This window comes from Cupriavidus sp. SK-3 (assembly GCF_000611145.1).
In the GTDB taxonomy this organism is placed as follows: domain Bacteria; phylum Pseudomonadota; class Gammaproteobacteria; order Burkholderiales; family Burkholderiaceae; genus Cupriavidus.
On the sequence record NZ_JFJV02000210.1, the window covers coordinates 38,361 to 62,614 of the forward strand.

A 24,254-nucleotide genomic window follows, 5' to 3' on the forward strand; every position below is an offset into this window, starting at 1 on the left:
AATCGCGAAAGCCCTTTTTCTCCCCTCTCTCCCTCCATTCAGGAACCGAACCATGCAACGCCGTAACATGCTCCGCCTCCTTGCCGCCGCCACTGGCGCCGCCGCCGCTGGCCTGTCGCTTTCGGCCGCGGCCCAGGGCGGCTACCCGACCAAGCCGATCTCGCTGATCGTGCCGTTCCCCGCAGGCGGCACCACCGACATCGTCGCGCGCATCGTGGCCGACAAGCTCGGCCAGCAACTGGGCCAGACCGTGGTGGTGGACAACCGCGGCGGCGCCGGCGGCAGCATCGGTACCGGCTACCTGGCCAAGGCCGCGCCGGACGGCTACACCCTGGGCATCGCCACGGCTTCCACGCATGGCATCAACCCCGCCGTGTACCCGCGCCTGTCCTACGATGCCAACAAGGACTTCACCACCATCACCAACCTGGCTTCGGTGCCTAACGTGATGAGCATCAACCCGGCTGTGAAGGCCAACGACATGAAGGCCTTCATCGCCCTGGCCAAGAGCCAGCCGAACAAGATGGCCTACGGCTCGGCCGGCAACGGCAGCGTTTCGCACATGATGGGCGAACTGTTCAAGATGAGCAGCAAGACCGAACTCCTGCACGTGCCGTACAAGGGCGTGGGCCCCGCGCTGAACGACGCGCTGGCCAACCAGGTGCAGGTGCTGTTCGACAACCTGCCCTCGTCGCTGCCCTTTATCGAAGGCGGCAAGCTGCGCGCCCTGGCCGTAGCCTCGCCCAAGCGCGTGCCGGCCCTGCCCAATGTGCCGACCTTTGCCGAGCTCGGCCTGCCCGAAGTCAACGATGCCGCCTGGTTCGGCCTGATCGCGCCGGCCGGCCTGCCCGCCGACGTGCAGACCAAGCTGCACAACGCCGCCGTCAAGGTACTGGCGATGCCCGAAGTAAAGGCTAAGCTGGAGAAGCTGGGTGCGGTGCCGGTTGGCAATACACCGGCCGAGTTCGCCGCGCAGATCAAATCCGAAGTCGCGAAGAACAAACGCATCGCCGCCGCAGCGAAGATCACCCTGGATTAACCGACACCCATCATGACGGAAGCAGACCGAAAGACCGGGCTCAGCCCTTACCTCTTGCAACTGCCGCAAGGCGAGCGCAGCCCGCTCTTTCTCGATTCCCCGCACAGCGCCACCAGCTACCCGGCTGATTTCCGGCCGGCCGCCGGCCTGCCCCTGGCGCTGCTGCGCCAGGCCGAAGACACCTTCGTCGACGAGTTGTACGCCGACGCTCCCGCACGCGGCATTGCGCTGCTGTGCGCGGGCTTCCCGCGCAGCTACCTCGATGCCAACCGCGGCATCGAGGAAATCGACGAGGCCCTGCTGGACGCGCCCTGGCCCGGCCCGCGCCAGGAAACTTCCAAGACCCGACTCGGCAAGGGGCTGGTGTGGCGCGTGCTGGATACCGGCGAAGCCATCTACGACCGCAAGCTGAGCGTGGCCGAGGTGCAGGCGCGCATTGCACAGTACTACCTGCCCTACTACGCCCAACTGCAGAAGCTGGCCGACCAGGCTATCGCCAGCCATGGCAGCGCGTGGCACATCAACTGCCACTCGATGCCCAGCGAAGCGGCGCAGTACGCCACCGAGCATCCGGGACTGCAGCATCCCGACTTCGTGGTCGGCGACCGCGACGGCACCACCTGCGATACGCGCTTCACGGACCGCGTCGAAGGCGTGCTCAAGGAGATGGGCTACGACGTCTGGCGCAACCACCCCTATAAGGGCGTGGAGATCGTGCGCGTGGTGGGGCAGCCGGCACAGAAGCGCCACAGCCTGCAGCTCGAGATCAACCGCAAGCTGTACATGGATGAAGTCGGCCTCGTGCACAACGCCGGGTTCGGCAAGCTGAAGGCCGATCTCAACGCGCTGCTGGACGAGCTCAAGGCCTTCGTCAAGGCCGCTTGAGCGCACCGGAAACCATGCGGCCCGCCGTGCAATGCAGGGCAGGCCGCACCGCCACCGCAGCTCGCGCCAAATCCCGCACCGCCGCTCCCCCCGCGGGCCTTTTCCCCCCCCCCCCCGCCGCCCCCGCGGCGGTCTTTGCCGCCGCGCCGAAGGCTGCACTCGGCCGCAAGGCCGGCAGCAACCCGCTTCGGGTGGAACCCTTACGCCGGGAGATTTCGGAACTTTGCTGCATGGGTTTCCTCTATCATGGCAGACCTTTGCCAACCCCTTATGCTCCAAAGCAAGACGATCCCGTGATCCGACGACTCTCTGACCTCATCAGCAGCCGGCTGTGCTCGCTCGCTGCTGCAGTGGCAGGTGCGATCGCCCTGGTGGGCTGCGCCGATACTCCGCTCAATGATCGCGACGCCGTGGCAACGCCCGGCATCGCCACCCAGGCCGCCAAACCCGCACCCCCTGCCCCGCCCGTGGCTGCCGCCACTGCGGCACCGCCCACCAAGACCGTGACGCTACCCGCGCAAGGCCGCGTGAGCCTGGCCGAGTACCGTGCGCAGATGCGCCAGCAACTGATGCAAACCGAGAATGCGAGCGCGGATGTGGCCGATTGCGCCGCGCACGCCAGCTGGGTGGTGCCCCGCTCGGCCACCTACGACGCACTGAAGATCCCCACCGGCGCGCTCGGCGCCGGCCAGGCCACCGTGGAACCCTGGGATGGCCGCTTCTCGCAAGGCAAGCAGGCGGTTCCGGTCAGCGCCGTGGTGACCTTTACCGCCACCGCCCACAAGCGCCGTGCCGAAGCCCAGTGGGAACCGGTCAAGGTGCGCTGCGGCTATGCCGACGGCATGATGCTGGCCTACGAACTGCTCGATGGCAGCGGCACCATCATCAGCGAACCGGCCGCCGCGCCCGCCGTACGCAGCAGCGCGACTACGCGCCAGGCCACCAGCAGCAAAGCCCACAAGGGCAGCAAGGCAAGCAAGTCGGGCTCGGGCAAGGCTACCACCAGCACCAAGTCCACCAAGGCAACCTCTTCCAAAGCCGGCAGCAGTAGCAGCAGCGCCAAGCCGGCCAGCAAGAGCAGCAAGAGCAGCAGCAAGTCGACCACCAAAAAGACGAATTAATGCCAGCGCGCATCAAGGCGAACTGATGCGCCCCGCCAGATAGCCGCCCGGCGGGCGGCTATCTGGCCATCCGTGCGTTCAGCCCAGTTGCTCCAGGATGGCCTGCAGCATTGCCGCGCCCAGCAAAGCGCTGCGCGCGCCGTTCCAGCCCACCGCCGGATCGGGCTGATCGGCATTGTCCTTGAACGGCATCTCCAGCGTCAGCGACAGGCAGCCAAAGGTATGGCCGATGTACTTCGAGGCCAGCTTGAGCGCGTCCGCGTTGTACTTGCTGGCGGCATAGCCGTGGACGTCCTGGAAGTCCGGCGTCGCGCGCTTGAACGCGTCGATGAAACGCAACTGTTCGGCACGCTGTGCTTCGGTGAAGCCGGGCAGCATCTCGCTGCCGGCGACGAAGTTATAGGGCAGGCCCTCGTCGCCGTGGATATCGAAGAACATGTCGCAGCCGGTGGCCTCGATGGCGCGGCGCACGTGATACACCTCGGGGCTCGTCTGCTGGCTGGGAGCCATCCATTCGCGATTGAGGTTGGCCCCGGCCGCATTGGTGCGCAGGTTGCCGCGCGCCGAGCCATCGGGATTCATATTGGGCACGATGTGGAAGACGGCGCGCTCCAGCAGGCGGCGCGCCACCGGGTCCCCGGCCCACAGGCCCGTGCCCGTCAGGCGTTGCAGCACGCCCTCGCAGAACCACTCCGCCATGGTTTCGCCGGGATGCTGGCGCGCGATCATCCAGATGGTCTTCTTGCCGTCGCCGGGCATACCCACCGTGACCGCGGTCATGTCGCGGCCGTCCACGGTGCTGCCCAAGTGCGACAGGCGCGCCAGCGGCGAGCGCTGGCAACCGGCAAGCAGCGACAGGTGGCGGTCGTCGGAATAGGGCTCGAAGTAGGCCAGCCAGACGCTGTCGTGCTCGGGCGTGAAAGCCACCGTCATGGTGCTGCCATCGAAGATGGTCGGCACGCGGAACCAGTGCGCGCGGTCGTACGAGGCCACGGCTTCGTAGCCGCGCCAGCCATCGGGGTAGGTACAGTCGCCGGCATTGAGGAACCGCAGGCGGCAGGCCTGCCCTGCCGCGCCCTGCAAGCGGAAATGGAACCACTGGCGAAATTCGGCGTGCGAGTCGGCGCGGATGCGCAGGCGGATGTCGTCGGCCTGGGCGAGCGACTCGACTTCGATGGCGCCCGCATCGAAGCTGGCGGAGATATGCAGGGCTCTGGTCATGGCGTGGAATCTCGCAGGGTTCGCGCCGGGATACCGTTTTCTCGGCAAGCCCTGGCGCTGGGTTCGGGGGCAGGCCGGCACCAGGCCGGCCGGCGTTGGTCGGTTTGCGCTTCAGTCTTCCAGGCGCCGGCGGAATACCCAGCGCGCGTCGTCGGAGGCTGCCGCGTCGAAGGCGTAGCCATGCTCGGCGAAACGCTTGAGCTTTGCCGGTTCGGTGATGCGGTGGGTCACTGCATAGCGGGCCATATAGCCGCGTGCCCGCTTGGCGTGGAAGGAAATGATCTTGTAGCGGCCACCCTTCCAGTCCTCGAATACCGGCGTAACGATCCTGGCCGCGAGCACCTTGGGCCGCACCACCTTGAAATACTCTTCGGAGGCCAGGTTGACCAGGGTGGGGCTACCCTCGCTCTTCTGCTCCCTGAAGTCCTCCTGCAGCAAGCGGGTGACGTCGTCGCCCCAGAAGGCATAAAGATCCTTGCCCGCCGCATTGTCCAGCCGCGTGCCCATTTCCAGCCGGTAGGGCTGCATCCAGTCAAGCGGCCGCAAGACGCCGTACAGCCCGGAAAGAATACGCAGGTGCTTCTGCGCGAAGGCGAGATCTTCGCTGGACAGGGTGGACGCGTCCAGGCCGTCGTACACGTCGCCATTGAAGGCGAGCACGGCCTGCTTGCTGTTGGCCGCGGTGAACTCCGGCGACCAGTCCCCGTAGCGGACGGCATTGAGCACCGCGAGCTTGTCGGAGATGTCCATCAGCGCGCCGATATCCTGCGGCGCGAGCTTGCGCAGGCGCTCGATCAACACCGCCGAGCGGTCGATGAAACGGGGCAGCGTATGGGTCTTCAGACGCGGGGGCGTCTCGTAGTCGAGCGACTTGGCAGGGGACAGGACGATGAGCATGGCAAAATCGCGGCAAACACAAAGGCCAGATTGTAACGAATGCACCCTGAATCCACCGCAGTACCCGCCAATTCCCCGCCAGCCGAGCCTGCCTTTGCCGCCCTGCCCGCGCCGCGGGTCGTGCTCGACTCCAATATCTGGGTCGACCTGCTGGTCTTTGCCGACCCCCATGTCGAACCCATCCGGGCCGCGCTGCACAGCGGCGCCATCACTGCGGTAATCCGGCCCGACTGCCGCGAGGAACTGCGCCGTGTGCTGGCTTATCCGCAATTTGCCCATTTCGGTGTCGACATTCCCGCCGCCATGGCCACGGTGGACCGGTTGACCACCGCCTTCGCCATCCCGGAGGAAACCGAGACGCTGGCGGCGCGCCTGCCGCGCTGCCGCGACACCGACGACCAGAAGTTCATCGAACTGGCGCACTTTGCCCAGGCGGCCTGCCTGGTGTCCAAAGACAAGGCTGTGCTCAAGCTGAAGAGCCGGCTGCGCCGCCAGAGCGGCGTGGACATCCTGCTACCCCAGGCCTTCGCCGGGTGGCTGGCGGCACGCCATGCGCAGGCGCAGGCCGATCCCCGCTAGAATGCCAGCAACGTTTCCCGTCCATCCAGACCGTCCAGCCTGACGCAGCTTCCCATGCCCACCACCAATCCGAGCGCCCCGTCCGGCGCCAGCACCCTCGCCCCGCTCACCCCGCCGACGTCGCGCCTGCCCAACGTCGGCACCACCATCTTCACCGTGATGTCGGCGCTGGCCGCCGAGCGCAACGCGGTGAACCTGGGCCAGGGCTTCCCGGATTTCGACTGCGATCCGAAGATCGTCGATGCGGTCGCGCACGCCATGCGCTCGGGCCTCAACCAGTACCCGCCGATGGCGGGCGTGCCCAAGCTGCGCCAGGCCATCGCCGACAAGATCGGCAAGCTGTACGGCCATGCCTACGACTGGGACAGCGAAATCACGGTCACAGCCGGCGCCACCCAGGGCATCCTCACCAGCATCCTGTGCGCGGTGCATCCGGGCGATGAGGTGATCGTGCTGGAGCCCTGCTACGACAGCTACATCCCCGCCATCGAACTGGCCGGCGGCAAGGTGGTATCGGTCGCGCTGGACGCGCCGCACTTCCGCATCCCCTTCGACCGCCTCGCCGCTGCCATCACGCCGCGCACGCGGATGCTGCTGATCAACACCCCGCACAACCCCACCGGCACCATCTGGCGTGCGGGCGACATGGAGCGCCTGGCCGAACTGCTGGCAGGCACCGATATCCTGCTGCTGTCCGACGAGGTCTACGAGCACATGGTGTTCGACGGCCAGCTTCACCAGTCGGTATCGCGCCATCCCGAACTGGCACGGCGCAGCTTCGTGGTGTCGAGCTTCGGCAAGACGTATCACGTCACCGGCTGGAAGGTGGGCTATGTGGCCGCGCCGGCGGCGCTGTCCGCGGAATTCCGCAAGGTGCACCAGTTCAACGTGTTTACGGTGAATACGCCGGTGCAGTACGGGCTGGCCGATTACATGGCGGACCCCGCGCCTTACCTGGACCTGCCGGCTTACTACCAGGCCAAGCGCGACTTCTTCCGCACCGGGCTGGCCACCACGCGCTTCAAGCTGCTGCCGTCGGATGGCACCTACTTCCAGTGCGTGGACTACTCGGCCATTTCCGATATGAGCGAGGCGGATTTCTCGATGTGGCTGACGCGCGAGATCGGGGTGGCGGCGATCCCGGTGTCGGCGTTCTATTCGCAGCCGCGCGAGTCTGGCCTGGTGCGGTTCTGCTTTGCCAAGAAGGAGGAGACGCTGGCGTTGGCTCTGGCGAGGTTGAAGGCGTTGTAAGAGAGAGCGCGCGCCTGCGGGACTGCGTGCGGCGCTGGTAACCCAGGCAGAACGGTCCTGCGAGCCGCTCCCGCCCCTGACGCAAGATCATCAACGCAAAACGCCCGCGGATCGCGGGCGTTTTGCCTGGAGCAAACCCTGACTTACTTCCGCCCGCTCAGCATCAGCTCCGTGTTCGCCTTGCGATCCGCGTTCACCTTCTGCACGGTGGGCCGCTCGCCCATCCGCTTGAGGTAATCCCTGACCGGCAGGTCGGACAGCATGTCCGTACCGTAGATGATCTTGGTGCACGACGAAATCAGCGGGAGGTGCACCACCGCGGCGCAGTCCGCCAGCGTGAAGGTCTCGCCAGCCAGGTAAGGCGAGAACTTCGCCAGCTTGGCGAACGCGGGAATATATCGCTCCAGCAGCTTCTTCTGGCGCTCCTTCACACCATCGCTCACCTTGCCGCCAAAGAACGCTTCCGGATACAGCTCGCGCGCGGTCAGTTCCAGGTAAAGCTCGAGGAAGATCACCAGTTCGCGTACCTTCGCGGCCTGGTAAGGGTCCGCCGGCAGCAACGGCGATTGCGGATAGGTCGACTCGATATAGGCGTCCAGCACTTCGGACTCGCATAGCGGGCCGTGATCGGTGATCATGTAGGGCACTTTGCCCAAGGGCGAGGCTTCGAGATCGGTCTTGCCGATCCAGGCCAGTTCTTCCTCGAACGGCAGGTTCTTCTCCAGCAAGGCCAGCTTGACCTTGTTGTAGTAGTTGCTGGCGGCAAAGCCACAAAGTTTCAGCATGTCGTCTCTCTCCTCGTTAATTGCGACCCGCAGGGGGGAATCGCGATGGAATCAGGGGCGTCGTGTCCTGCGCATACCTGATCAACAGGCATTGTGAGCCATGACAGACTCTGGTGGTCCGTTCTGGCCGATCAGCGCACGCCGCTTGCATCGCCCCACTGTCGCGGATGATGCAAAAAACGTACGATCGTGCTAATTTAACCACACTTTTCTGGAAGCACTATGAGCACTTTCACCATCGACACCCTCGGCATCGTCGGCACGGGCGCCATGGGCCGTGGCATTGCGCAGATCGCCGCGCAAGCCGGCCTGACCGTCAGCCTGTACGACACCAACGCGCAAGCCGTGGCGGCGGCCCGGCAACACCTGCAGGACACCTTCGCCAAGCTGGCCGAAAAGGGCAAGATGAGTGCAGAGGACGGCGCAGCGGCGCTGGCCCGCGTGCTGCCCTGCGCCACGCTGGATGACCTGACCGGCTGCGACATGGTGCTCGAGGCCATCGTCGAGAAGCTGGAAGTCAAGCGTGACCTGGTGGCAAAGCTGGAAGCCATCCTGCGCCCGGATGCGGTGATTGCCTCCAACACCTCTTCGCTGTCGATCACCGCGATCGCGGTCGGTGCCAGGCATCCGGGCCGCATCGCCGGCTACCACTTCTTCAACCCGGTGCCGCTGATGAAGGTGGTCGAGGTCATCGACGGCCTGTCGGGCGACCCCGCCGTGGGCGATGCGCTGATGGCGCTGTCGCGCCGGCTCGGCCACACGCCGGTGCGCTGCAAGGACATGCCCGGCTTTATCGTCAATCATGCCGGCCGCGGCATGAATATCGAAGGCCTGAAGGTGGCGCAGGAAGGCGTGGCCGACTTCGCCGACATCGACGCCATCATGCGCGAGCAGGCCGGCTTCCGCATGGGCCCCTTCGAACTGATGGACCTGACCGGGCTGGACGTTTCGCACCCGGTGATGGAATCCATCTACAACCAGTTCTACCAAGAGCCGCGCTACCGCCCGTCGCCCATCACGGCGATCCGCTCGGTGGGCGGCCTGATCGGCCGCAAGGCCGGCGCCGGCTTCTACAAATACGCGGATGGCCAGAAGCAGGTGCCCGCCGCTGTCGCGGTGCCGGCCGCGCGCCCCGCCAGCATCTGGGTGAGCCGCGCCGACGAGCGCGGCCATGACATGGCCGTCAAGCTGATCCTCGCGCTGGGCATGACGCCGGAAGCCGGCAACCATCCCTCCGGCGAGGCCCTGATCGTGGTCACGCCGCTGGGCCTGGACGCCACCACCTGCGCGCTGCAGGAAGGCCTGGACCCGGCCCGCGTGGTCGCCATCGACACCCTGCTGCCGTTCGAAGCCACCAAGCGCCGCACGCTGATGACCACGCCCGCCACCTCGGCCGCCATGCGCGAGGCCGCGCACGGCCTGTTCGGCAGCGATGGCGTGCCCGTCACCGTGATCCGCGACTCGGCCGGCTTCGTGGCCCAGCGCATTGTCAGCTGCATCGTCAATATCGCCAGCGACATCGCGCAGCAGCGCATTGCCACGCCGGTCGACATCGATCTCGCCGTCAACCTCGGCCTGGGCTACCCCAAGGGCCCGCTGGCGCTGGGCGACGTGATCGGCCCGCACCTGGTGCTGACGGTGCTGCGCAACCTGGAACGCCTGACCGGCGACATGCGCTACCGCCCCAGCCCGTGGCTGTGGCGCCGCGCCGGCCTCGGCCTGTCGCTGCTGGCCGAAGAGCAGTAAGAACCGCGACCGCAGGCTTGCCTTGGCCTGCGGTCGTTTCGTATCCGCCCCCCGCTTCTGCATTGTTGCATTCGCTTCTTCCCACAGGCCGCCATGACCGCACAGCTGCTATCCGAACGCGTCGACTCCACTCTGGTGCTGACCATCTCGAACCCCGAGGCACGCAACGCGCTGCACCCGGACATCTACGCGGCATCGCAGGAAGCACTTGAACTTGCCTCGCGCGATCAGGAAATCCGCGCGGTGGTGATCACCGGCGCCGACGGCGTGTTCTGTGCCGGCGGCAACCTCAACCGCCTGCTGGGCAACCGCGCCAAGCCGCCCGAGGTGCAGGCCGAGAGCATCGAAGTCCTCAATCACTGGATCGAAACGCTGCACGCCTTTCCCAAGCCCATCATCGCGGCGGTGGAAGGCCCTGCCGCGGGCGCTGGCTTCTCGCTGGTGCTCGCATGCGATTTCGTGGTGGCCGCCAGCGATGCGAAGTTCGTCATGGCCTACGTCAATGTCGGGCTGACGCCTGACGGTGGCGGCTCGTATGAACTGGCCCGCGCCCTGCCCCGCCAGCTCGCCTCCGAACTGATGATGGAAGGCAAGCCCATCGATGCCGCGCGCCTGGCCCATTTCGGGCTGGTCAACCGCGTGGTGCCGGCCGGCCAGGCGCTCACCGAAGCGCTGCGCCTGGGCGAAACGCTGGCCGCGCGCTCGCCGCATGCCGTGGGCCGCATCAAGGCGCTGATCAATCACGCCGGCACCGCCAGCCTGACCGGGCACCTGACCGAAGAGCGCGACAACTTCGTGGCCGCGCTGCATCACAAGGATGCGGGCGAAGGCATTGGCGCCTTCCTGGAAAAGCGCAAGCCGAACTATCGCTGAGCGGCCGACCTGGCCACGCAATACCACGCCGACCATGCCCGCGCAGACGGGCGCATCGGCCAAGCACCGGAGACTTGCATGGAATTGCCGCCCTCGCCCCGCCGCCGCGTCTACCTGATGCGCCACGGCGCCGTGACCTACTTCGACGCGACCGGCCGGCCGGCGCTGCCCGAGCTGGTCCCGCTCAACGAAACCGGCCGGGCGCAGGCCAGCGCCGCCGGCCGCGCCTTTGCCGCGGAGAACATCCGCTTCGACCGCATCATCGTCAGCGGGCTGCCGCGCACGGTGGAAACCGCCGAACGCGTACTGGCCGAACTGCCCGGGACGGAAGACGCCACGCTGGAAACCTGGCCCGAGCTGCAGGAGATCCGTGGCGGCAAGCTGCAGGGCATCAGCGACGACAAGCTGCGCGATGCCTTTATCGGCGCCTTCGAAGGCGAAGTGCGGGAAGACAAGCGCTTTCTCGACGGCGAAAGCGTCGGCGAATTCCTTGACCGCGTGCTGCCCGCGGTGCGCCACCTGCGCGAGGATCCCAACTGGGACACCGTCCTGCTCGTCCTGCATGGCGGCACCAATCGCGCCATCCTGTCCCACGCCATCACCTGCGGCCGCCGCGTGTTCTACGGCAGCCTGATGCAAACCGCCGGCTGCATCAACGTGCTGGACGTGGGCGATGATCCGCTGGACTGGGTGGTGCGCATGATGAACTACTCGCCGCCCACGCCGGTGCACAGCGGCACACGCCATACCACCATGGAAGTGCTGCTGCACCAGTACCTGCGCTTTCGCGACCTGCGGGGGCCGGCCAGCTAGCCACGCCGCAGCCAGACAGTTTCGAATCTCGGAAAACCCGGAACATACCGAAAAAACGGAGACAGCATGAGCACCAACGTTTCGAACTTCGAAGGCACCCGCGAGGTAGCCGAGCAGCAACGCTTCGACATGGCCGCGCTGGAGGTGTGGATGCGCGAGCATGTGGCGGGTTTTGCCGGCCCGCTCACCATCGAGCAGTTCAAGGGCGGCCAGTCCAACCCTACCTTCAAGCTGATCACGCCGGGCCAGACCTATGTGATGCGCGCCAAGCCCGGCCCCAAGTCCAAGCTGCTGCCCTCGGCCCATGCCATCGAACGCGAGTACCGCGTGATGGCCGCGCTGGCAGGCACCGACGTGCCGGTCGCCAGGATGTACGCGCTATGCGAGGACGAAGCCGTGATCGGCCGCGCCTTCTACATCATGGAATTCGTCGCCGGCCGCGTGCTGTGGGACCAGTCCCTGCCCGACATGACGCCGGCCGAGCGTGGCGCCATCTACGACGAGATGAATCGTGTCATCGCCGCGCTGCACACGGTCGACTACAAGGCCATCGGCCTGGGCGACTACGGCAAGCCGGGCAACTACTTCTCGCGCCAGATCGAGCGCTGGACCAAACAATACAAGCTGTCCGAGACCGAGAGCATCCCCGCCATGGACTCGCTGATGGCCTGGCTGCCTGATCATATTCCGCAGGAAGACGCCGATCTCACTTCGATCGTGCATGGCGACTACCGGCTGGACAACCTGATGTTCCATCCCACCGAGCCGCGCGTGCTGGCGGTGCTCGACTGGGAACTCTCCACGCTGGGGCATCCGATGGCCGACTTCGGCTATCACTGCATGAGCTGGCATATCGCGCCGGGCCAGTTCCGCGGCATTGCCGGGCTGGACCACGCAGGGCTCGGCATTCCCGACGAGGCGGCTTACCGCAGGACTTACGAGCAGCGCACCGGCCGGCCGATCACGGGCGACTGGAATTTCTACCTGGCGTTCAGCATGTTCCGGATCGCGGGGATCCTGCAGGGGATCATGAAGCGCGTGGTCGACGGGACGGCTTCGTCGGCGCAGGCCCTGGATGCGGGGAAACGGGCCCGGCCCATGGCGGAAATGGGGTGGGAGTATGCAAAGATGGCGAAGCAATAAGCGCTCATTGCTGCGCACGGCTTGAACGGGAAGACCTCTTCGCTTGCTGAAGAGGTCTTTTTTTTAAGCCCTGGTTATCGTATCAGATGATGTGATGAGGCCATTTTCGATTTAACTCGCGGGGCTGCAATGGGTGCCGGCGAACGGATGGCAAGCAGCATTGCGAACGCCCGCCCTCGCCCCCGGTCCTTCTCCCGCAAGCGGCGGAAGGGAGAAAACCAGTCACCGTCATCCATATTTCAGCTGCCAGGAAGATCGGTCTTGGCAATGAAGTTGCGCTTAAGGCCTTTAGCGTCAACGCGCAAAAACCCTTCCACAAGAATGCCCTGGACCCACCCAAGACTTCGAGCTATTATCCAACACATACGACAACATACAACACAATATAAATCCGGAGACAACAAGATGCCGACGACCCGCCGCACCTTTCTTTCCCGACTCTCCACGCTTGGCGCGACAGCCACCCTGGGCAGCCTCGGCGCCGCCGGCGCCCTGATCGCCCCCCGCGCCGCGCAGGCCGCCACCGACTGGCCCACCCGCCCGATCAAGCTGGTAGTCCCCTATTCCGCCGGCGGCTCCTCCGACATCATCGCCCGCCTGATCAGCCGCCAGTTGGGCGAAGCGCTCGGCCAACCCGTCGTGGTCGACAACCGTCCCGGCGCCAACGGCAATATCGGCGCCGCGATGGTCGCGCAGGCCGGCACCGACAACCACACCCTGCTGCTCTGCGATATCGGCGCGCTGGCCATCAGCCCGTCCGTCTACACCAAGCTCTCCTTCGATCCGGGCAAGGACCTGAAGGGCGTCGCCATGCTGGCTTACTCGCCGCATTTGCTGGTAGTCCACCCCTCGGTGCAGGTCAGCAACCTGAAGGAACTGGTGGACCTCTCCAAGCGCACTCAGCTCAACTTCGCGGTGACGGCCATCGGCAGCGCGCCGCACCTGGCTGGCGTGGCGGTGGCGCAGTCGACCGGCGCCAAGTGGCAATACGTGCCCTACAAGGGAGGCTCCCAGGCCGTGGCCGACACTGTGGCGGGCACCGCCCAGGTGCTGATGAACGGCATGTTGGCAACGCTGCCGCAGGTCCAGGCGGGCAAGCTGAAGGTGATCGCGATATCCAAGAAGACGCGCATGCCGCTGATGGGACAAGTGCCGACCATCGCCGAGCAAGGCGTGCCCGGCTTCGAATCAGGCACCTGGCAAGGCGTGATGGCGCCGGCCGGCATGCCCGACGCCCTGGTGGCGCGCATCAGCAGCGAACTGATCCGCATCATCCGCCTGCCCGAAGTGCGCGCGCAACTGGCTGGCCAGGGTGCCGAAGTGGTGACCATGACGCCGCCGGAAACGAATAAGTTCTTCGTCGGCGAGCGTGCGCGCTGGGCGGCGGTGGTGAAACAGGCTGACGTGCGACTCGACTAAGCCAGCCGCGCGCCGGACAAAAAATGGCCGACTCGGAAGTCGGCCATTTTCTTGCGGGAGCGCCGGCAGAGCACGCTCCATGCCGACCCGGTGAATCGCCTAGTCGCCCAGCGCAACCCCTTCGCGACGCGGGTCGGCGCCGCCGGCCCAGGCCCACGTGCCGTCGGGACGCTGGCGGCGCATGATGGCCTGCGTGCCGCTGGTCATCTCGATCTGCGCCACTTCATGCCCACGGTCTTTCAGGCCTTGCACCAGGGCCGGGCTGACCAGTCCGACTTCCAGTTCCGTTGGCCCGTTGCGGCTGCCGAAGTTGGGCATGTTGATGGCCGCCTGCACGTCCATGTTCCAGTCCAGCAGGCCCACCAGCGTCTTGGATACGTACTCGATGATCTGCGAACCGCCCGGCGAGCCCACCGTGGCGACCAGCTTGCCGGTCTCGCGGTCGAACACCAGCGTCGGCGCCATCGACGAGCGCGGGCGCTTGCCGGCCTGCACCCGGTTGGCGACCGGCTTGCCGTTCTCGCTCGGCACGAAGGAGAAGTCGGTAAGCTGGTTATTGAGCATGAAGCCGCGCACCATCAGGTGCGAACCGAAATAGCTCTCCACGGTGGTGGTCATGGAAATCGCACCGCCGGTATTGTCAACGGCAACGATCTGCGAAGTGGACACGCGCGGCGGCGAACGGTCCGGTGCCAGCGCCAGCGTGTTTCCAGGCGGCGTGCCAGCCTCCGCCTTGTCCATGCTCTCCTCGCCGATCAGGCTCGCGCGTTGCGCCAGGTAGTCACGATTCAGCAGCCCCGCAACGTTGACCGGCACGAAATCCGAGTCCGCCACATAGAGGCCGCGGTCGGCATAGGCCAGGCGTCCGGCTTCGGAAAGCAGATGCACCGCTTCGATACCGGGCTCGACACCGGCACGCGTGCTTGCCTGCTTGGGCTTCATCGCGGCGAGCGCGTATTTCGGGTCTTTCGCCTCCAGCGCCTGCAAGGTCCCGAGCATCTGCGCGATCGCGATGCCGCCCGACGACGGCGGCGGCATGCCGCAGATCTTCCAGCGCTTGTAGTCGCTGCAGATGGGTGCGCGCTCCTTGGCGCTGTAATCCCTCAGATCCGCCAGCGACAGCGAACCGGCGTTGGCGCTGCCGTTGACCTGCCTGACGATTTCGCTGGCGATGGGGCCGGTATAGAGCGCATTCGGCCCGCGGCGGGCAATGTCGCGCAGGGTCTTGGCCAACGCCGGATTCTTCAACAGGGTGCCGACCGGCTTGGCCTTGCCGTCGGGCGTCAGGAAGTAGGCCGCCATCTCGGGCGAATTCGGCAGGAATTTGTCCGCGGCGATCTGCGTATAGAGGCGCTGCGAAATCGGGAAGCCCTGCTCCGCCAGCGCGATAGCCGGCTCGAACAGCTTGGCCCAGGGCAGCTTGCCGTGCTGGCGATGCGCCATTTCCAGTGCGCGCAACACGCCAGGCGTACCCACCGAGCGGCCGCCGATCTGCCCTTCGCTGAAGCTCATGGGCTTGCCATCGGGGCGCAGGAAGAGCTTCTCGTCGGCGCCGGCGGGCGCGGTCTCGCGGCCGTCATAGGCCTGCACGCGCTTGCCGTCCCAGTACATGATGAAAGCGCCGCCGCCGATGCCGGTGGCCTGCGGCTCCACCAGCGTCAGCACGGCCTGCATGGCGATCGCGGCATCGATCGCGGTACCGCCCGCGCGCAGGATCTTGCGGCCGGCTTCGGTAGCCAAGGGATTGGCGGCCGCGGCCATATGCTTGTCGGCATAGGTGGTGGTCATGCCCTGCCGGTAGCCGGACGACACTTCCGGTGCTGGCGGCATCACCGTGGCGGCTGGCGCCGCGGCCACGGGAGGCGCGCTGGTCTGCGTCGAGCAGGCGCCTAGCAGCGCAAGCGCCGCGGCGGCGGCGAGCGGGCCGCGCCATAGCGCCGATGAATATGCCTGGGATGCCATGCGATCGTCCTCCTGGGGGGCGGAAAAAAAGCCATTGTATGGCGTGCGAGCGCTACTGCGGCACCCTTGATGCACACCTCCGGGACAGCACCAATGGACCATGCCAGGCAAACGTGGGCCGGCCTGTGCCGCATGGCGCGAACCGCGCTCGCCGCCTCCTTTTGATCTTTTTCCATCCGACTTGACCCCACCAGCCCGTCTGCTTCGTTTCACTGACAGCGCCCTGCCGCCGGCATCGCCGGCGCGGCCCTTCAGGAGAAAAAGAAATGCTCAAGCGCCTGGGAGTCCTGGCCACTGCCGTTGTACTGGCTGCATGCGGCGGCCATTCCGCGACCGACCCGACCTCGCCCACGCGAGGCGGCAATGCCGAGCCGGCCGCGAACCAGCCGGTCTCGCCACCATCCATGCCCGCCCAGTCCGTACCGGCGAGCAAGACCGACGCCGCCACGCACGCCAGGGAGACAGCCGCCGGAGCCGTCGCCGATGCGCGCGCCATGCGCGCCCAGCCGCCGGCGCCCCTGACCCTGATGGCCCGCCCCATGCCCTACCCACAGCCCCAGGCCGAGCCGGATCGCGAGCGCTATGGCGCCATCGACGAGAACGGCGTGCAACTGGTCGCGCAGGCGCCCGTTTCCACCTTCAGCATCGATGTCGACTCCGGCAGCTACAGCAATGTGCGCCGCCTGCTCAACGCCGGCCGCTTGCCGCCGGCCGATGCGGTGCGAGTCGAGGAGATGGTCAACTATTTCCCCTACGACTACGCGCAACCGCGCGATGGCCGTCCCTTCGCCGTGCACGCCGACGCCGCACCCGCGCCGTGGCACGCGCACAACGTGCTGCTGCGCATCGGCATCAAGGCGGCCGACGCGGCCCGCGACAGCCTGCCGGCGGCCAACCTGGTCTTCCTGGTCGATGTGTCGGGCTCGATGTACTCGGCCGACAAGCTGCCACTGCTGAAATCCTCGCTCAAGCTGCTGACGAATGTCCTGCGCCCGCAGGACCGCATCACCCTGGTCACTTACGCCAGCGGCACGCGCGTCGTCCTGCCGCCCACGCCCGGCAGCGACAAGGCCGTCATCGCGGCGGCGATCGACTCACTGGTCGCGGGCGGCTCGACCGCCGGCGCGAGCGGCATCGCGCTGGCCTACCAGGCCGCGCAGCAGAGCTTTATGGCGGGTGGCATCAATCGCGTACTGCTCGCCACCGACGGCGATTTCAACGTGGGCATTACCGACTTCCGCCAACTCAAGTCGCTGGTCGCCGAGAAGCGCAAGTCGGGCGTCTCGCTGTCCACGCTGGGCTTTGGCACCGGCAACTACAACGACCAGCTGATGGAGCAGCTCGCCGATGCGGGCGACGGCGCCTACTCCTATATCGACAACCTGATGGAAGGCCAGAAGGTGCTGGTGGAGGAGTTCAGTTCCACGCTCGCCACGGTGGCGCGCGACGTCAAGATCCAGGTCGAATTCAACCCCGCCACGGTCAGGGAATACCGCCTGATCGGCTACGAGAACCGTGCGCTCAAGCGCGAGGATTTCAACAACGACAAGGTCGATGCGGGCGACATCGGCGCCGGGCACACCGTGACCGCGCTCTATGAGCTGACCCTGACGGACCAGCCCGGCCTGCTTGACCCGCTGCGCTACCAGCCGGCCAGCCCCACCGCCAGGCCGGGCAAGGGCGCCGCCGGCGAACTGGCCCACATCAAGCTGCGCTACAAGCTGCCGCAGGCCCAGGCCAGCGAGTTGATGGACCTGCCCGTGCAGGCCGCTTCGGTGCGGCCGCTGGCGCAGGCCGACGATGCCTTCCGCTTTGCCACGGCGGTAGCGGGCTTTGGCCAGGTGCTGCGCGGCGGCAACCATGTCGGCGGCTGGACCTACGCCGACGCGCGGGCCCTGGCGCTGGGCGCGCGCGGCACCGACCGCTTCGGCTATCGCGGCGAGTTTATCAAGCTGATCGACCTGGCCCAGTCCTTGTCGACGAGCGCGCCGCTGGCGCAGGACGACGGGCCTGCCAGGGGGCAGCCACGCTGAAGCCGCCATCGGCCGGGCTGCCCGCGCGCGCCGCCCGGCACGGACATCCCGGCCCGCACGATAGCGGGCGGGGCTGTCATATACTGCCGCGCATGCATGCCTCCACGCCTGGCGCCCCGCCGCCCACCCCACCCTCCGGACTGTCCGCGCTGCCTGACACCGACCTGATGCTGCTGGTCGCCAACGGCCTGATCGAGCAGCCGGTGGCCGAGCTGTTTCGCCGCCACAACGCGGCGCTATACAACTATGTGGCCTGGCTCTGCCAGGGCAATGCCGGCGAGGCCGAGGACGTGACGCAGAAGACCTGGGTCAAGCTGATGACCCGCTGCGGCGATTACCAGCCCAGCGCGGCCCTGCGCACCTTCCTGTTCCAGATCGCGCGCAATACCTGGCTGGACCAGTTGCGCGGCGCCTACGAGCGCCAGCGCGACACGCTCGACGAGGGCCACCTCGCCCTGCCGTCCGACGACCTGAGCCCCGAGGCCGAGGCACAGCTGCGGCAGAACCTGCAAGGCGTGCGGCAAGCGTTGCTGGCGCTGCCGGCGGCGCAGCGCGAAGTGATCGTGCTGCGCTTTTTCAGCGAGATGAGCGTCGAGGAAATCGCCCTGACGCTGGGCGAGAAGTTCGAGACCATCAAGAGCCGGCTGCGCTATGCCTTCGCGCGGCTGCGCGATAGCCTGGCGGCCACGGCGTCGCAGGAGCGGCTGCCATGAGCGCGGACGAACGATTCATTGCCGGCGAAGACCGGCTCGCGGCACTGCTGCGCGAGGTGCCCGCCTTCGTGCCGCCAGCCTCGCTGGAGGCTGCGGTGATGGCCGCCGCACGTGCCGAGCAAGCGGCCCGGCAGATGGCCCGGCAAGCGGCTGCGCCATCGCCGCGCGCCGCTTTGCCGGCCAGGGTCCGGGCCTACGCCGAGCAAGCCGACAACCCCGCCGTCGATGACGAACTGGCGTTTGCGCCGCCAGCCGGGCTGGAGGCATCGGTCATGGCGGAAGCCGCGCGGCTGCAGGTAGCACAGGCCGCCCGCCGCGGCGCCGTACTGGAGGAGGTCCGGCGCGGCGACGCGCCGCAGAGCGTGCTTGGCGCGCCGGTTAGCGCTGCGGCACAGGCCTGGCTGCGCGAACAGGCACAGGCCGCGCAACAGGCTTCCGGCGAACAGGCGGCGGCCAAGCCGGAGCGCGCACGCCGTACCCGGCGCTGGTGGCCCGCGCTGGGCGTGCTCGCCGGCGCCCTCGGCGTGGGTGTCTTGTCGCTGCAGATCGTGTTGCGCCAGCTTGACCTGCGCGACGGCGGAATCACGCTGCCGGCCAAAGCGCCCGCGACGGAAAGCGCAAAGCGTGCGCCTGCCGCGCCGGCAATGCACGCCGAGGCAGGCAAGCCGGCAGCGGCACCAGCGCAAGCCGCGTCCGCCAGGCAGCCTGCATCGCCACAGGCGGATGCCAAGGCGCCACCAGCCCCGGCAGCCGCACCCGGGCCATCGGCAGCCCAGGCGCCAGCAGCCAGCCCGGCCGCAACGGCCAACGCACAGCCCAGTCGCGCACCCGCTGCCGAGGCGCAGGCCGGGGCCGCTCCGCGCGAGTCCGACATGCTGGCGGAACACCGCCCGGCTGCTGCCAGGGAAAGCGCGCCCGCCGCGGCAGGCTCGCTTTCCGCCGGGGCGCCACCTGCTGCCGCGCCGGTGATTCGAGCGCCGGCACCGATGGCATCGATGGCACCCATGCCGCCGATGGCGTCCGTCGCGCCTCCGGCCCCGGTCGCGCCTATCGCGCCGCCGGCGCCGGCTCCCGCCATCGAACCACCGCGCTTTGCGCTGCGAGCCAGCCCGGCACCGCAGGCCGAGACGGCGCGCGCACCTGCGGCCAGGGGACAAAAACTGGCGGCATGGACGATGAGCCTGCGGGAAGAACCTCAGTTGGCAGTAGAGCGCCTGATGTCGGATGCGCCAGGCACCGGATCGGCCGCCGGCGCGCCGCTTGCGCTGCGCATCACAGCGGCGGCACCCGCAAGCCCAGAGGTCCGGGCCTGGGTCGAACGGCTATGGCAAGCCGTGCCGGCCGAACGCCGCCCGCCGCTGCCTTACGCGGTACAGGCTGACAGCACGCTGCCCCCAGCCACCGTGCGCATCGAGCGGCAGACCGATAACGCGCCTTGACGGGCAACGCCGCGCGGCGGGCCACGCCACCTGCCACCTTCAGCAAAGGGAGTCAGGCCTGCGCCGCCTCGCCAAGGCCACCGCCCAGCGAGGTGATCACGGCCATCAACTGTTCTCTCAGCCAGCGATTGGCCCCATCGTTCTCGCCGCCCGCGTGCCAGTAAAGGTGCAACTCCAGTGAGGGCACCTTGAAGGGCAGCGACAGCAGCCGGTTGGCATAGGGTTCGTTGGCGATGCGCGCGTAGCGCAGCGGCAGCGTGGCCAGCAGGTCGGTGCAACTCACCACGCGGCAAGCCGCGGCGTAGTGCTGGCAGCGCAGCCGCACCCGGCGCGTCAATCCCATCCGGTGCAGCGCCTGGTCCTCCAGGCCGGCACCACGCCGGCGCGAAGACACATGCACGTGCTCGGCGGCCAGGTAGCGGTCCAGCGTCAGTTCCTTCTTCACCAGCGGATGATCGCGGCGGGCCAGCACCACCATCGGGTCGGCCATGAAGGGCGCGTGGTGGATCGCGGGCGACACCGGCAGCAGGATATCGATGGCGGCGTCGAGCGTGCCGGCCAGCAGTTCGGACTCCATCTCGCGCCGGTCGAAGCGGATCGCCGCGATTTCCACCTGCGGCGCGACTGCGGTCACCCGCGCCATCAGAGGCGGCAGCAGGGTCGACTCCAATGCATCGCGCATGCCGATGGTGAATCGCCGCACGGTGGCCGCCGGATCGAAATGCGGCGTATCTTGCAGGGTACGCGCGAACGATTGCAGCGCGGTGCGCACCTCGGCGGCCAGCGAGCGCGCCAGCGGCGTGGGCGCCATGCCCTGCCCGCGCCGCTCGAACAGCGGATCGTCGAACAGGTTGCGCAAGCGCCCCAGCGCATGGCTGACCGCGGGCTGGGTCAGGTTAAGCTGGCGCGCGGCGGCCGTGATGCTGCCTTCGCTATAGATAGCGTCGAACACCACGAAGAGATTCAGGTCGATCCGGGATAGCTGCATGGCAGCCATTCTGGCATGGAATGCACCGCGTTGATACTGGCAAATCCAGAAAATTCATTTTTCTAATTACCTGGATTACGGTACAGTCCTCCTCAGTCGGCGCGAACCGCGTCCGCCGGTGCCGGAAACGGCGCGCAGCAACCCGCTGCGGCCCCACCGGAAACCGGCCTCATTCTGAGGTGGAGGAGACAACATGCAATTCGAGTACACGCCCAAGGTCAAGGAAATGCAGGCCCGCCTGCTGGCCTTCTTCGACAAGCACATCTATCCGAACGAAAAGCGCTTCTACGCGGAGATCCAGGCCAACCGCCAGGCCGGCAACGCCTGGGTGCCGACCAAGGTGATCGAGGAACTCAAGCCGCTGGCCCGCGAAGCCGGCCTGTGGAACCTGTTCCTGCCCCACTCCAAGCGCGCCCCGGAAGGCCTGTCCAATCTCGAATACGCGCCGCTGTGCGAAATCATGGGCCGGGTGCCCTGGTCGGCCGAAGTCTTCAACTGCGCCGCGCCCGACACCGGCAACATGGAAACGCTGGAGCGCTACGCTTCGGAGGCACTCAAGGACAAGTGGCTGGAACCGCTGCTGCGCGGCGAGATCCGCTCGGCCTTCCTGATGACCGAGCCGGCCGTGGCCTCGTCGGACGCGACCAATATCTGCTGCAGCATCCGCCGCGACGGCGACGATTACGTGATCAACGGCACCAAGTGGTGGTCGTCGGGCGCAGGCGACCCCCGCTGCCACGTCTACATTGTGATGGGCAAGACCGATCCGGAGGCGGGCCGCCATGAGCAGCAATCGATGATCGTGGTGCCGGCCGATACGCCGGGCATCACCATCAAGCGCTTCCTGCCGGTGTTCGGCTACGACGACGCGCCGCACGGCCACATGGAAATCGAACTGAAGGACGTGCGCGTGCCGGCCGCCAACATCCTGCTGGGCGAAGGCCGCGGTTTCGAGATCGCCCAGGGCCGTCTCGGCCCGGGCCGCATCCACCACTGCATGCGCAGCATCGGCGTGGCCGAGCGTGCGCTGGAACTGCTGTGCAAGCGCGCCCTGTCGCGCGTCGCCTTCGGCAAGCCGGTGGCCGCCCAGGGCGTGACGCGCGAGCGCATCGCCGAAGCCCGCTGCGAGATCGAAATGGCTCGCCTGCTGACGCTCAAGGCCGCCTACATGATGGACACCGCGGGCAACAAGGTGGCCAAGGCCGAGATCGCCATGATCAAGGTAGTGGCGCCGAACATGGCGCTGAAGGTGATCGACTGGGCCATCCAGGTGCACGGCGCCGCCGGTGTCTCGGACGATTTCCCGCTGGCGACGTGGTGGGCGCACCAGCGTACCCTGCGCCTGGCCGACGGCCCGGACGAGGTGCACCGCAATGCCATCGCCAAGCTGGAACTGGCCAAGCACATGGGTGTGAGTTCGGACGAAATCAACATGCCGGTCACGCGCGGTTTCTAAGCCGCAACCCGTACCGTTGCCGGCCCTGCCGGCAACATGGAAAACGCGCAGCCTGTCTGCGCGTTTTTTTCTTCTGTGCTTAAATCGCGCGGGTCACCACGTGCCACGTCAGTGGTTGACGTGGCGGTCACCCCCCTTCGCAGCCAGGAGCCCCATCCGATGATCGACGTCTACAGCTGGCCTACGCCCAACGGCCACAAGGTTCACATCATGCTCGAGGAGTGCGGCCTCGAGTACAAGGTCCACCCCATCAATATCGGCGCCGGCGACCAGTTCGAGGCCGACTTCCTCAAGATCAGCCCGAACAACAAGATCCCGGCCATCGTTGATCCCGACGGTCCCGACGGCCAGCCCATCTCGCTGTTCGAGTCGGGCGCCATCCTGCTGTACCTGGCCGGCAAGACCGGCAAGTTCCTGCCCGAAGATGTGCGCGGCAAGTACGAAGCGCTGCAATGGCTGATGTTCCAGATGGGCGGCGTGGGCCCGATGCTGGGCCAGGCGCACCATTTCCGCATGTACGCGCCCGAGAAGATCGAATACGCCATCAATCGCTACACCAACGAGGCCCGCCGGCTCTATGGCGTCATCGACAAGCAATTGTCGGAGCATGCCTGGCTGGCGGGCGATGCGTACTCCGTGGCCGACATCGCCACCTTCCCCTGGCTGCGCAGCTGGCAGAACCAGGGCGTGGAAATGGACGACTACCCGCACCTCAAGCGCTGGTTCAACGAAATCGCCGAGCGCCCGGCGGTCAAGCGCGGGGTGGAAGTACTGGCCATGGAGCGCAAACCCATCCGCGATGAGAAGGCGCGGGAAGTCCTCTTCGGCGCCACGCAATACCAGCGCCGCTGAGCATCCGCCGGAAGCGGCCCAGGGGACCGCGCACGCGGGGCGTCAATGCAGACAGACGGACCGCATTGCGGACTCGCCCACCACATGTGCCGGCGCCTGCAGGCAGCACAGCAGGCTCGCCACGGGATGGAGCGCATCGATCCGGTACGCTTCATCGGGATCCGGCGCGAAGACCATGCCGGGCTGCAGGTAGGCCACCTCGCGCTCGGCATGCGGCCAGGGCGAATGCCACTGCAGGCACAGCGTCCCCTCATGGCAGGCCGCCCAGTTCAGCCCGACCGCGCGCAGGCGCATCGCCCATTCCGGCTCGCCCTCCCCCAGCGAGACAAAGGCCGCGTTGACCCGCAACACGCCAGGCGCGGAACGCGACTGGCCTTCGGCCATCCCTGGCGCGAAGCGTCCCGAGCGCACCGACGCGCCGCTCACCTCGATCGTCTCGGCGCCGGGCGTAGCCCGCCAGCGCTCCGCCTGGCCCGTGGCAAACGCATCGTAGCTGCTGGTGATACCCGCCCCCACCAGCCCGACGGCATTGGGATCCAGGATGGCGCGGATCATGACGGCATCCTGCAGCACCGCCAGGTCCAGTCGCTCGGCCTGACGCAGCGCGTACAAGCCGCCGGCTGACAACAGCACGGGGGCGCCGCCCACCGGCGTCAGCTTGATGGTGCCGTACAGGCAGGCCCACCACTCGGCACGGGCGGCGACGATGCCTGACTGCATCGCGCCCTCCGGCAGGAAGATGTAGTCGCCGCTGCTGCCCAGCCCGGCGGCCTCCGGCACCACCCTCACCTGCAGACCGACGCGCAACTGCGAAGCGCTTCCGCCCGTCAGTATTTCGCCGCGCATCTGCGCGTCGAACAACGAAAAAATACGCATGGCACTTCCTTCTCCGCGTAGTGGAAAAATGCAGCGCCGCGCTTCCCCGTGGGTTGGAGTCCCCGATGTCCTGATGCCCCAGGCTTTGGTTGCCTGGTTTCTTGGTTTTCTGGGTTTCTGGTTTTCTGGTCTTGCCGCTGCCTTGCCGCCCGGTATCGGCTCG

21 protein-coding genes are annotated in these 24,254 nt (G+C 67.1%); 15 read left to right on the plus strand and 6 right to left on the minus strand.

Features of this window, described 5'->3' with window-relative positions; genetic code table 11:
* The first annotated feature begins 52 nt into the window (after positions 1 to 52).
* The 3 genes from CF70_RS20230 (at position 53) to CF70_RS20240 (ending at position 3,045) form a co-directional block, all read left to right on the plus strand.
* Positions 53 to 1,039 (plus strand): tripartite tricarboxylate transporter substrate binding protein BugE, encoded by a 987-nt coding sequence (locus tag CF70_RS20230; protein WP_035868556.1) that lies wholly within the window; start codon positions 53 to 55, stop codon positions 1,037 to 1,039.
* 12 nt (positions 1,040 to 1,051) lie between these two features.
* The gene (locus tag CF70_RS20235; protein ID WP_035868559.1) at positions 1,052 to 1,924 is read left to right on the plus strand and encodes an N-formylglutamate amidohydrolase; all 873 of its coding nucleotides are present in this window, start codon (positions 1,052 to 1,054) and stop codon (positions 1,922 to 1,924) included.
* A 293-nt stretch (positions 1,925 to 2,217) separates the two neighbouring features.
* A complete protein-coding gene (locus CF70_RS20240; RefSeq protein WP_414629465.1) occupies positions 2,218 to 3,045 on the plus strand; it encodes a BspC domain-containing protein in 828 nt (275 codons plus the stop codon).
* 78 nt (positions 3,046 to 3,123) lie between these two features.
* On the opposite strand, the gene CF70_RS20245 is transcribed toward CF70_RS20240, so the two are convergent.
* Entirely contained in the window at positions 3,124 to 4,266 is a 1,143-nt protein-coding gene (locus tag CF70_RS20245; protein WP_035868565.1) for a M14 family metallopeptidase, read from the minus strand.
* A gap of 111 nt (positions 4,267 to 4,377) precedes the next feature.
* On the minus strand, positions 4,378 to 5,163 hold the full coding sequence (yaaA, locus tag CF70_RS20250; RefSeq protein WP_035868568.1) for a peroxide stress protein YaaA: 786 nt from the start codon (positions 5,161 to 5,163) through the stop codon (positions 4,378 to 4,380).
* A gap of 39 nt (positions 5,164 to 5,202) precedes the next feature.
* Between yaaA and CF70_RS20255 the strand changes: the two genes are divergently transcribed.
* Both CF70_RS20255 and CF70_RS20260 read left to right on the plus strand, forming a co-directional pair.
* Entirely contained in the window at positions 5,203 to 5,742 is a 540-nt protein-coding gene (locus CF70_RS20255; RefSeq protein WP_035868571.1) for a putative toxin-antitoxin system toxin component, PIN family, read from the plus strand.
* Between the two features lie 54 nt (positions 5,743 to 5,796).
* On the plus strand, positions 5,797 to 6,993 hold the full coding sequence (locus CF70_RS20260; protein ID WP_035868573.1) for a pyridoxal phosphate-dependent aminotransferase: 1,197 nt from the start codon (positions 5,797 to 5,799) through the stop codon (positions 6,991 to 6,993).
* Positions 6,994 to 7,136: 143 nt separating this feature from the next.
* On the opposite strand, the gene CF70_RS20265 is transcribed toward CF70_RS20260, so the two are convergent.
* Positions 7,137 to 7,778 carry a glutathione S-transferase gene (locus tag CF70_RS20265; protein ID WP_035868577.1) on the minus strand — a complete coding sequence of 214 codons (642 nt, stop codon included), beginning with the start codon at positions 7,776 to 7,778 and terminating at the stop codon, positions 7,137 to 7,139.
* A 222-nt stretch (positions 7,779 to 8,000) separates the two neighbouring features.
* On the opposite strand from CF70_RS20265, the gene CF70_RS20270 reads away from it, so the two are divergent.
* The 5 genes from CF70_RS20270 (at position 8,001) to CF70_RS20290 (ending at position 13,772) form a co-directional block, all read left to right on the plus strand.
* Positions 8,001 to 9,524, plus strand: a complete 1,524-nt coding sequence (locus CF70_RS20270; protein ID WP_035868579.1) for a 3-hydroxyacyl-CoA dehydrogenase — start codon at positions 8,001 to 8,003, stop codon at positions 9,522 to 9,524.
* A gap of 93 nt (positions 9,525 to 9,617) precedes the next feature.
* Positions 9,618 to 10,397 carry an oxepin-CoA hydrolase, alternative type gene (locus CF70_RS20275; protein WP_035868581.1) on the plus strand — a complete coding sequence of 260 codons (780 nt, stop codon included), beginning with the start codon at positions 9,618 to 9,620 and terminating at the stop codon, positions 10,395 to 10,397.
* Positions 10,398 to 10,475: 78 nt separating this feature from the next.
* Positions 10,476 to 11,210 carry a histidine phosphatase family protein gene (locus CF70_RS20280; protein ID WP_035868584.1) on the plus strand — a complete coding sequence of 245 codons (735 nt, stop codon included), beginning with the start codon at positions 10,476 to 10,478 and terminating at the stop codon, positions 11,208 to 11,210.
* A 66-nt stretch (positions 11,211 to 11,276) separates the two neighbouring features.
* On the plus strand, positions 11,277 to 12,353 hold the full coding sequence (locus CF70_RS20285) for a phosphotransferase (RefSeq protein WP_035868587.1): 1,077 nt from the start codon (positions 11,277 to 11,279) through the stop codon (positions 12,351 to 12,353).
* Between the two features lie 405 nt (positions 12,354 to 12,758).
* Positions 12,759 to 13,772, plus strand: a complete 1,014-nt coding sequence (locus CF70_RS20290) for a Bug family tripartite tricarboxylate transporter substrate binding protein (protein WP_035868589.1) — start codon at positions 12,759 to 12,761, stop codon at positions 13,770 to 13,772.
* Between the two features lie 99 nt (positions 13,773 to 13,871).
* Here the strand turns inward: CF70_RS20290 and ggt are convergent, their stop codons facing one another.
* Entirely contained in the window at positions 13,872 to 15,734 is a 1,863-nt protein-coding gene (ggt, locus tag CF70_RS20295) for a gamma-glutamyltransferase (protein WP_035868592.1), read from the minus strand.
* A gap of 266 nt (positions 15,735 to 16,000) precedes the next feature.
* Here ggt and CF70_RS20300 point away from each other — a divergent pair, with 266 nt between their 5' ends.
* The 3 genes from CF70_RS20300 to CF70_RS20310 all read left to right on the plus strand — a co-directional run bounded on the left by CF70_RS20300 (position 16,001) and on the right by CF70_RS20310 (position 19,919).
* A complete protein-coding gene (locus CF70_RS20300; RefSeq protein ID WP_035868595.1) occupies positions 16,001 to 17,767 on the plus strand; it encodes a vWA domain-containing protein in 1,767 nt (588 codons plus the stop codon).
* Between the two features lie 92 nt (positions 17,768 to 17,859).
* On the plus strand, positions 17,860 to 18,480 hold the full coding sequence (locus tag CF70_RS20305; protein WP_051648690.1) for an RNA polymerase sigma factor: 621 nt from the start codon (positions 17,860 to 17,862) through the stop codon (positions 18,478 to 18,480).
* On the plus strand, positions 18,477 to 19,919 hold the full coding sequence (locus CF70_RS20310; RefSeq protein WP_035868598.1) for a hypothetical protein: 1,443 nt from the start codon (positions 18,477 to 18,479) through the stop codon (positions 19,917 to 19,919). Before CF70_RS20305 ends, CF70_RS20310 begins: the two co-directional genes overlap by 4 nt.
* 52 nt (positions 19,920 to 19,971) lie before the next feature.
* Here CF70_RS20310 and CF70_RS20315 read toward each other — a convergent pair whose 3' ends face one another.
* Positions 19,972 to 20,907, minus strand: a complete 936-nt coding sequence (locus tag CF70_RS20315; protein ID WP_035868799.1) for a LysR family transcriptional regulator — start codon at positions 20,905 to 20,907, stop codon at positions 19,972 to 19,974.
* A 193-nt stretch (positions 20,908 to 21,100) separates the two neighbouring features.
* On the opposite strand from CF70_RS20315, the gene CF70_RS20320 reads away from it, so the two are divergent.
* Positions 21,101 to 22,363 (plus strand): acyl-CoA dehydrogenase family protein, encoded by a 1,263-nt coding sequence (locus CF70_RS20320; RefSeq protein ID WP_035868603.1) that lies wholly within the window; start codon positions 21,101 to 21,103, stop codon positions 22,361 to 22,363.
* Positions 22,364 to 22,522: 159 nt separating this feature from the next.
* On the plus strand, positions 22,523 to 23,215 hold the full coding sequence (locus CF70_RS20325; RefSeq protein WP_035868606.1) for a glutathione binding-like protein: 693 nt from the start codon (positions 22,523 to 22,525) through the stop codon (positions 23,213 to 23,215).
* Positions 23,216 to 23,257: 42 nt separating this feature from the next.
* Here CF70_RS20325 and CF70_RS20330 read toward each other — a convergent pair whose 3' ends face one another.
* Positions 23,258 to 24,091, minus strand: coding sequence for a hypothetical protein (locus tag CF70_RS20330; protein ID WP_035868609.1), 834 nt, complete (start codon positions 24,089 to 24,091; stop codon positions 23,258 to 23,260).
* Between the last annotated feature and the right edge of the window lie 163 nt (positions 24,092 to 24,254).

Bases quoted from the DNA above. Each gene is read 5' to 3' on its own strand.
- CF70_RS20275 (WP_035868581.1), top strand. From the start codon at position 9,618: ATGACCGCACAGCTGCTATCCGAACGCGTCGACTCCACTCTGGTGCTG.
- ggt (WP_035868592.1), bottom strand. From the start codon at position 15,734: ATGGCATCCCAGGCATATTCATCGGCGCTATGGCGCGGCCCGCTCGCC.
- CF70_RS20305 (WP_051648690.1), top strand. From the start codon at position 17,860: ATGCATGCCTCCACGCCTGGCGCCCCGCCGCCCACCCCACCCTCCGGA.
- CF70_RS20320 (WP_035868603.1), top strand. From the start codon at position 21,101: ATGCAATTCGAGTACACGCCCAAGGTCAAGGAAATGCAGGCCCGCCTG.
- CF70_RS20330 (WP_035868609.1), bottom strand. From the start codon at position 24,091: ATGCGTATTTTTTCGTTGTTCGACGCGCAGATGCGCGGCGAAATACTG.
- CF70_RS20265 (WP_035868577.1), bottom strand. From the start codon at position 7,778: ATGCTGAAACTTTGTGGCTTTGCCGCCAGCAACTACTACAACAAGGTC.
- CF70_RS20300 (WP_035868595.1), top strand. From the start codon at position 16,001: ATGCTCAAGCGCCTGGGAGTCCTGGCCACTGCCGTTGTACTGGCTGCA.
- CF70_RS20285 (WP_035868587.1), top strand. From the start codon at position 11,277: ATGAGCACCAACGTTTCGAACTTCGAAGGCACCCGCGAGGTAGCCGAG.
- CF70_RS20310 (WP_035868598.1), top strand. From the start codon at position 18,477: ATGAGCGCGGACGAACGATTCATTGCCGGCGAAGACCGGCTCGCGGCA.
- CF70_RS20255 (WP_035868571.1), top strand. From the start codon at position 5,203: ATGCACCCTGAATCCACCGCAGTACCCGCCAATTCCCCGCCAGCCGAG.
- CF70_RS20280 (WP_035868584.1), top strand. From the start codon at position 10,476: ATGGAATTGCCGCCCTCGCCCCGCCGCCGCGTCTACCTGATGCGCCAC.
- CF70_RS20270 (WP_035868579.1), top strand. From the start codon at position 8,001: ATGAGCACTTTCACCATCGACACCCTCGGCATCGTCGGCACGGGCGCC.
- CF70_RS20235 (WP_035868559.1), top strand. From the start codon at position 1,052: ATGACGGAAGCAGACCGAAAGACCGGGCTCAGCCCTTACCTCTTGCAA.
- yaaA (WP_035868568.1), bottom strand. From the start codon at position 5,163: ATGCTCATCGTCCTGTCCCCTGCCAAGTCGCTCGACTACGAGACGCCC.
- CF70_RS20230 (WP_035868556.1), top strand. From the start codon at position 53: ATGCAACGCCGTAACATGCTCCGCCTCCTTGCCGCCGCCACTGGCGCC.
- CF70_RS20245 (WP_035868565.1), bottom strand. From the start codon at position 4,266: ATGACCAGAGCCCTGCATATCTCCGCCAGCTTCGATGCGGGCGCCATC.
- CF70_RS20290 (WP_035868589.1), top strand. From the start codon at position 12,759: ATGCCGACGACCCGCCGCACCTTTCTTTCCCGACTCTCCACGCTTGGC.
- CF70_RS20325 (WP_035868606.1), top strand. From the start codon at position 22,523: ATGATCGACGTCTACAGCTGGCCTACGCCCAACGGCCACAAGGTTCAC.
- CF70_RS20315 (WP_035868799.1), bottom strand. From the start codon at position 20,907: ATGCAGCTATCCCGGATCGACCTGAATCTCTTCGTGGTGTTCGACGCT.
- CF70_RS20260 (WP_035868573.1), top strand. From the start codon at position 5,797: ATGCCCACCACCAATCCGAGCGCCCCGTCCGGCGCCAGCACCCTCGCC.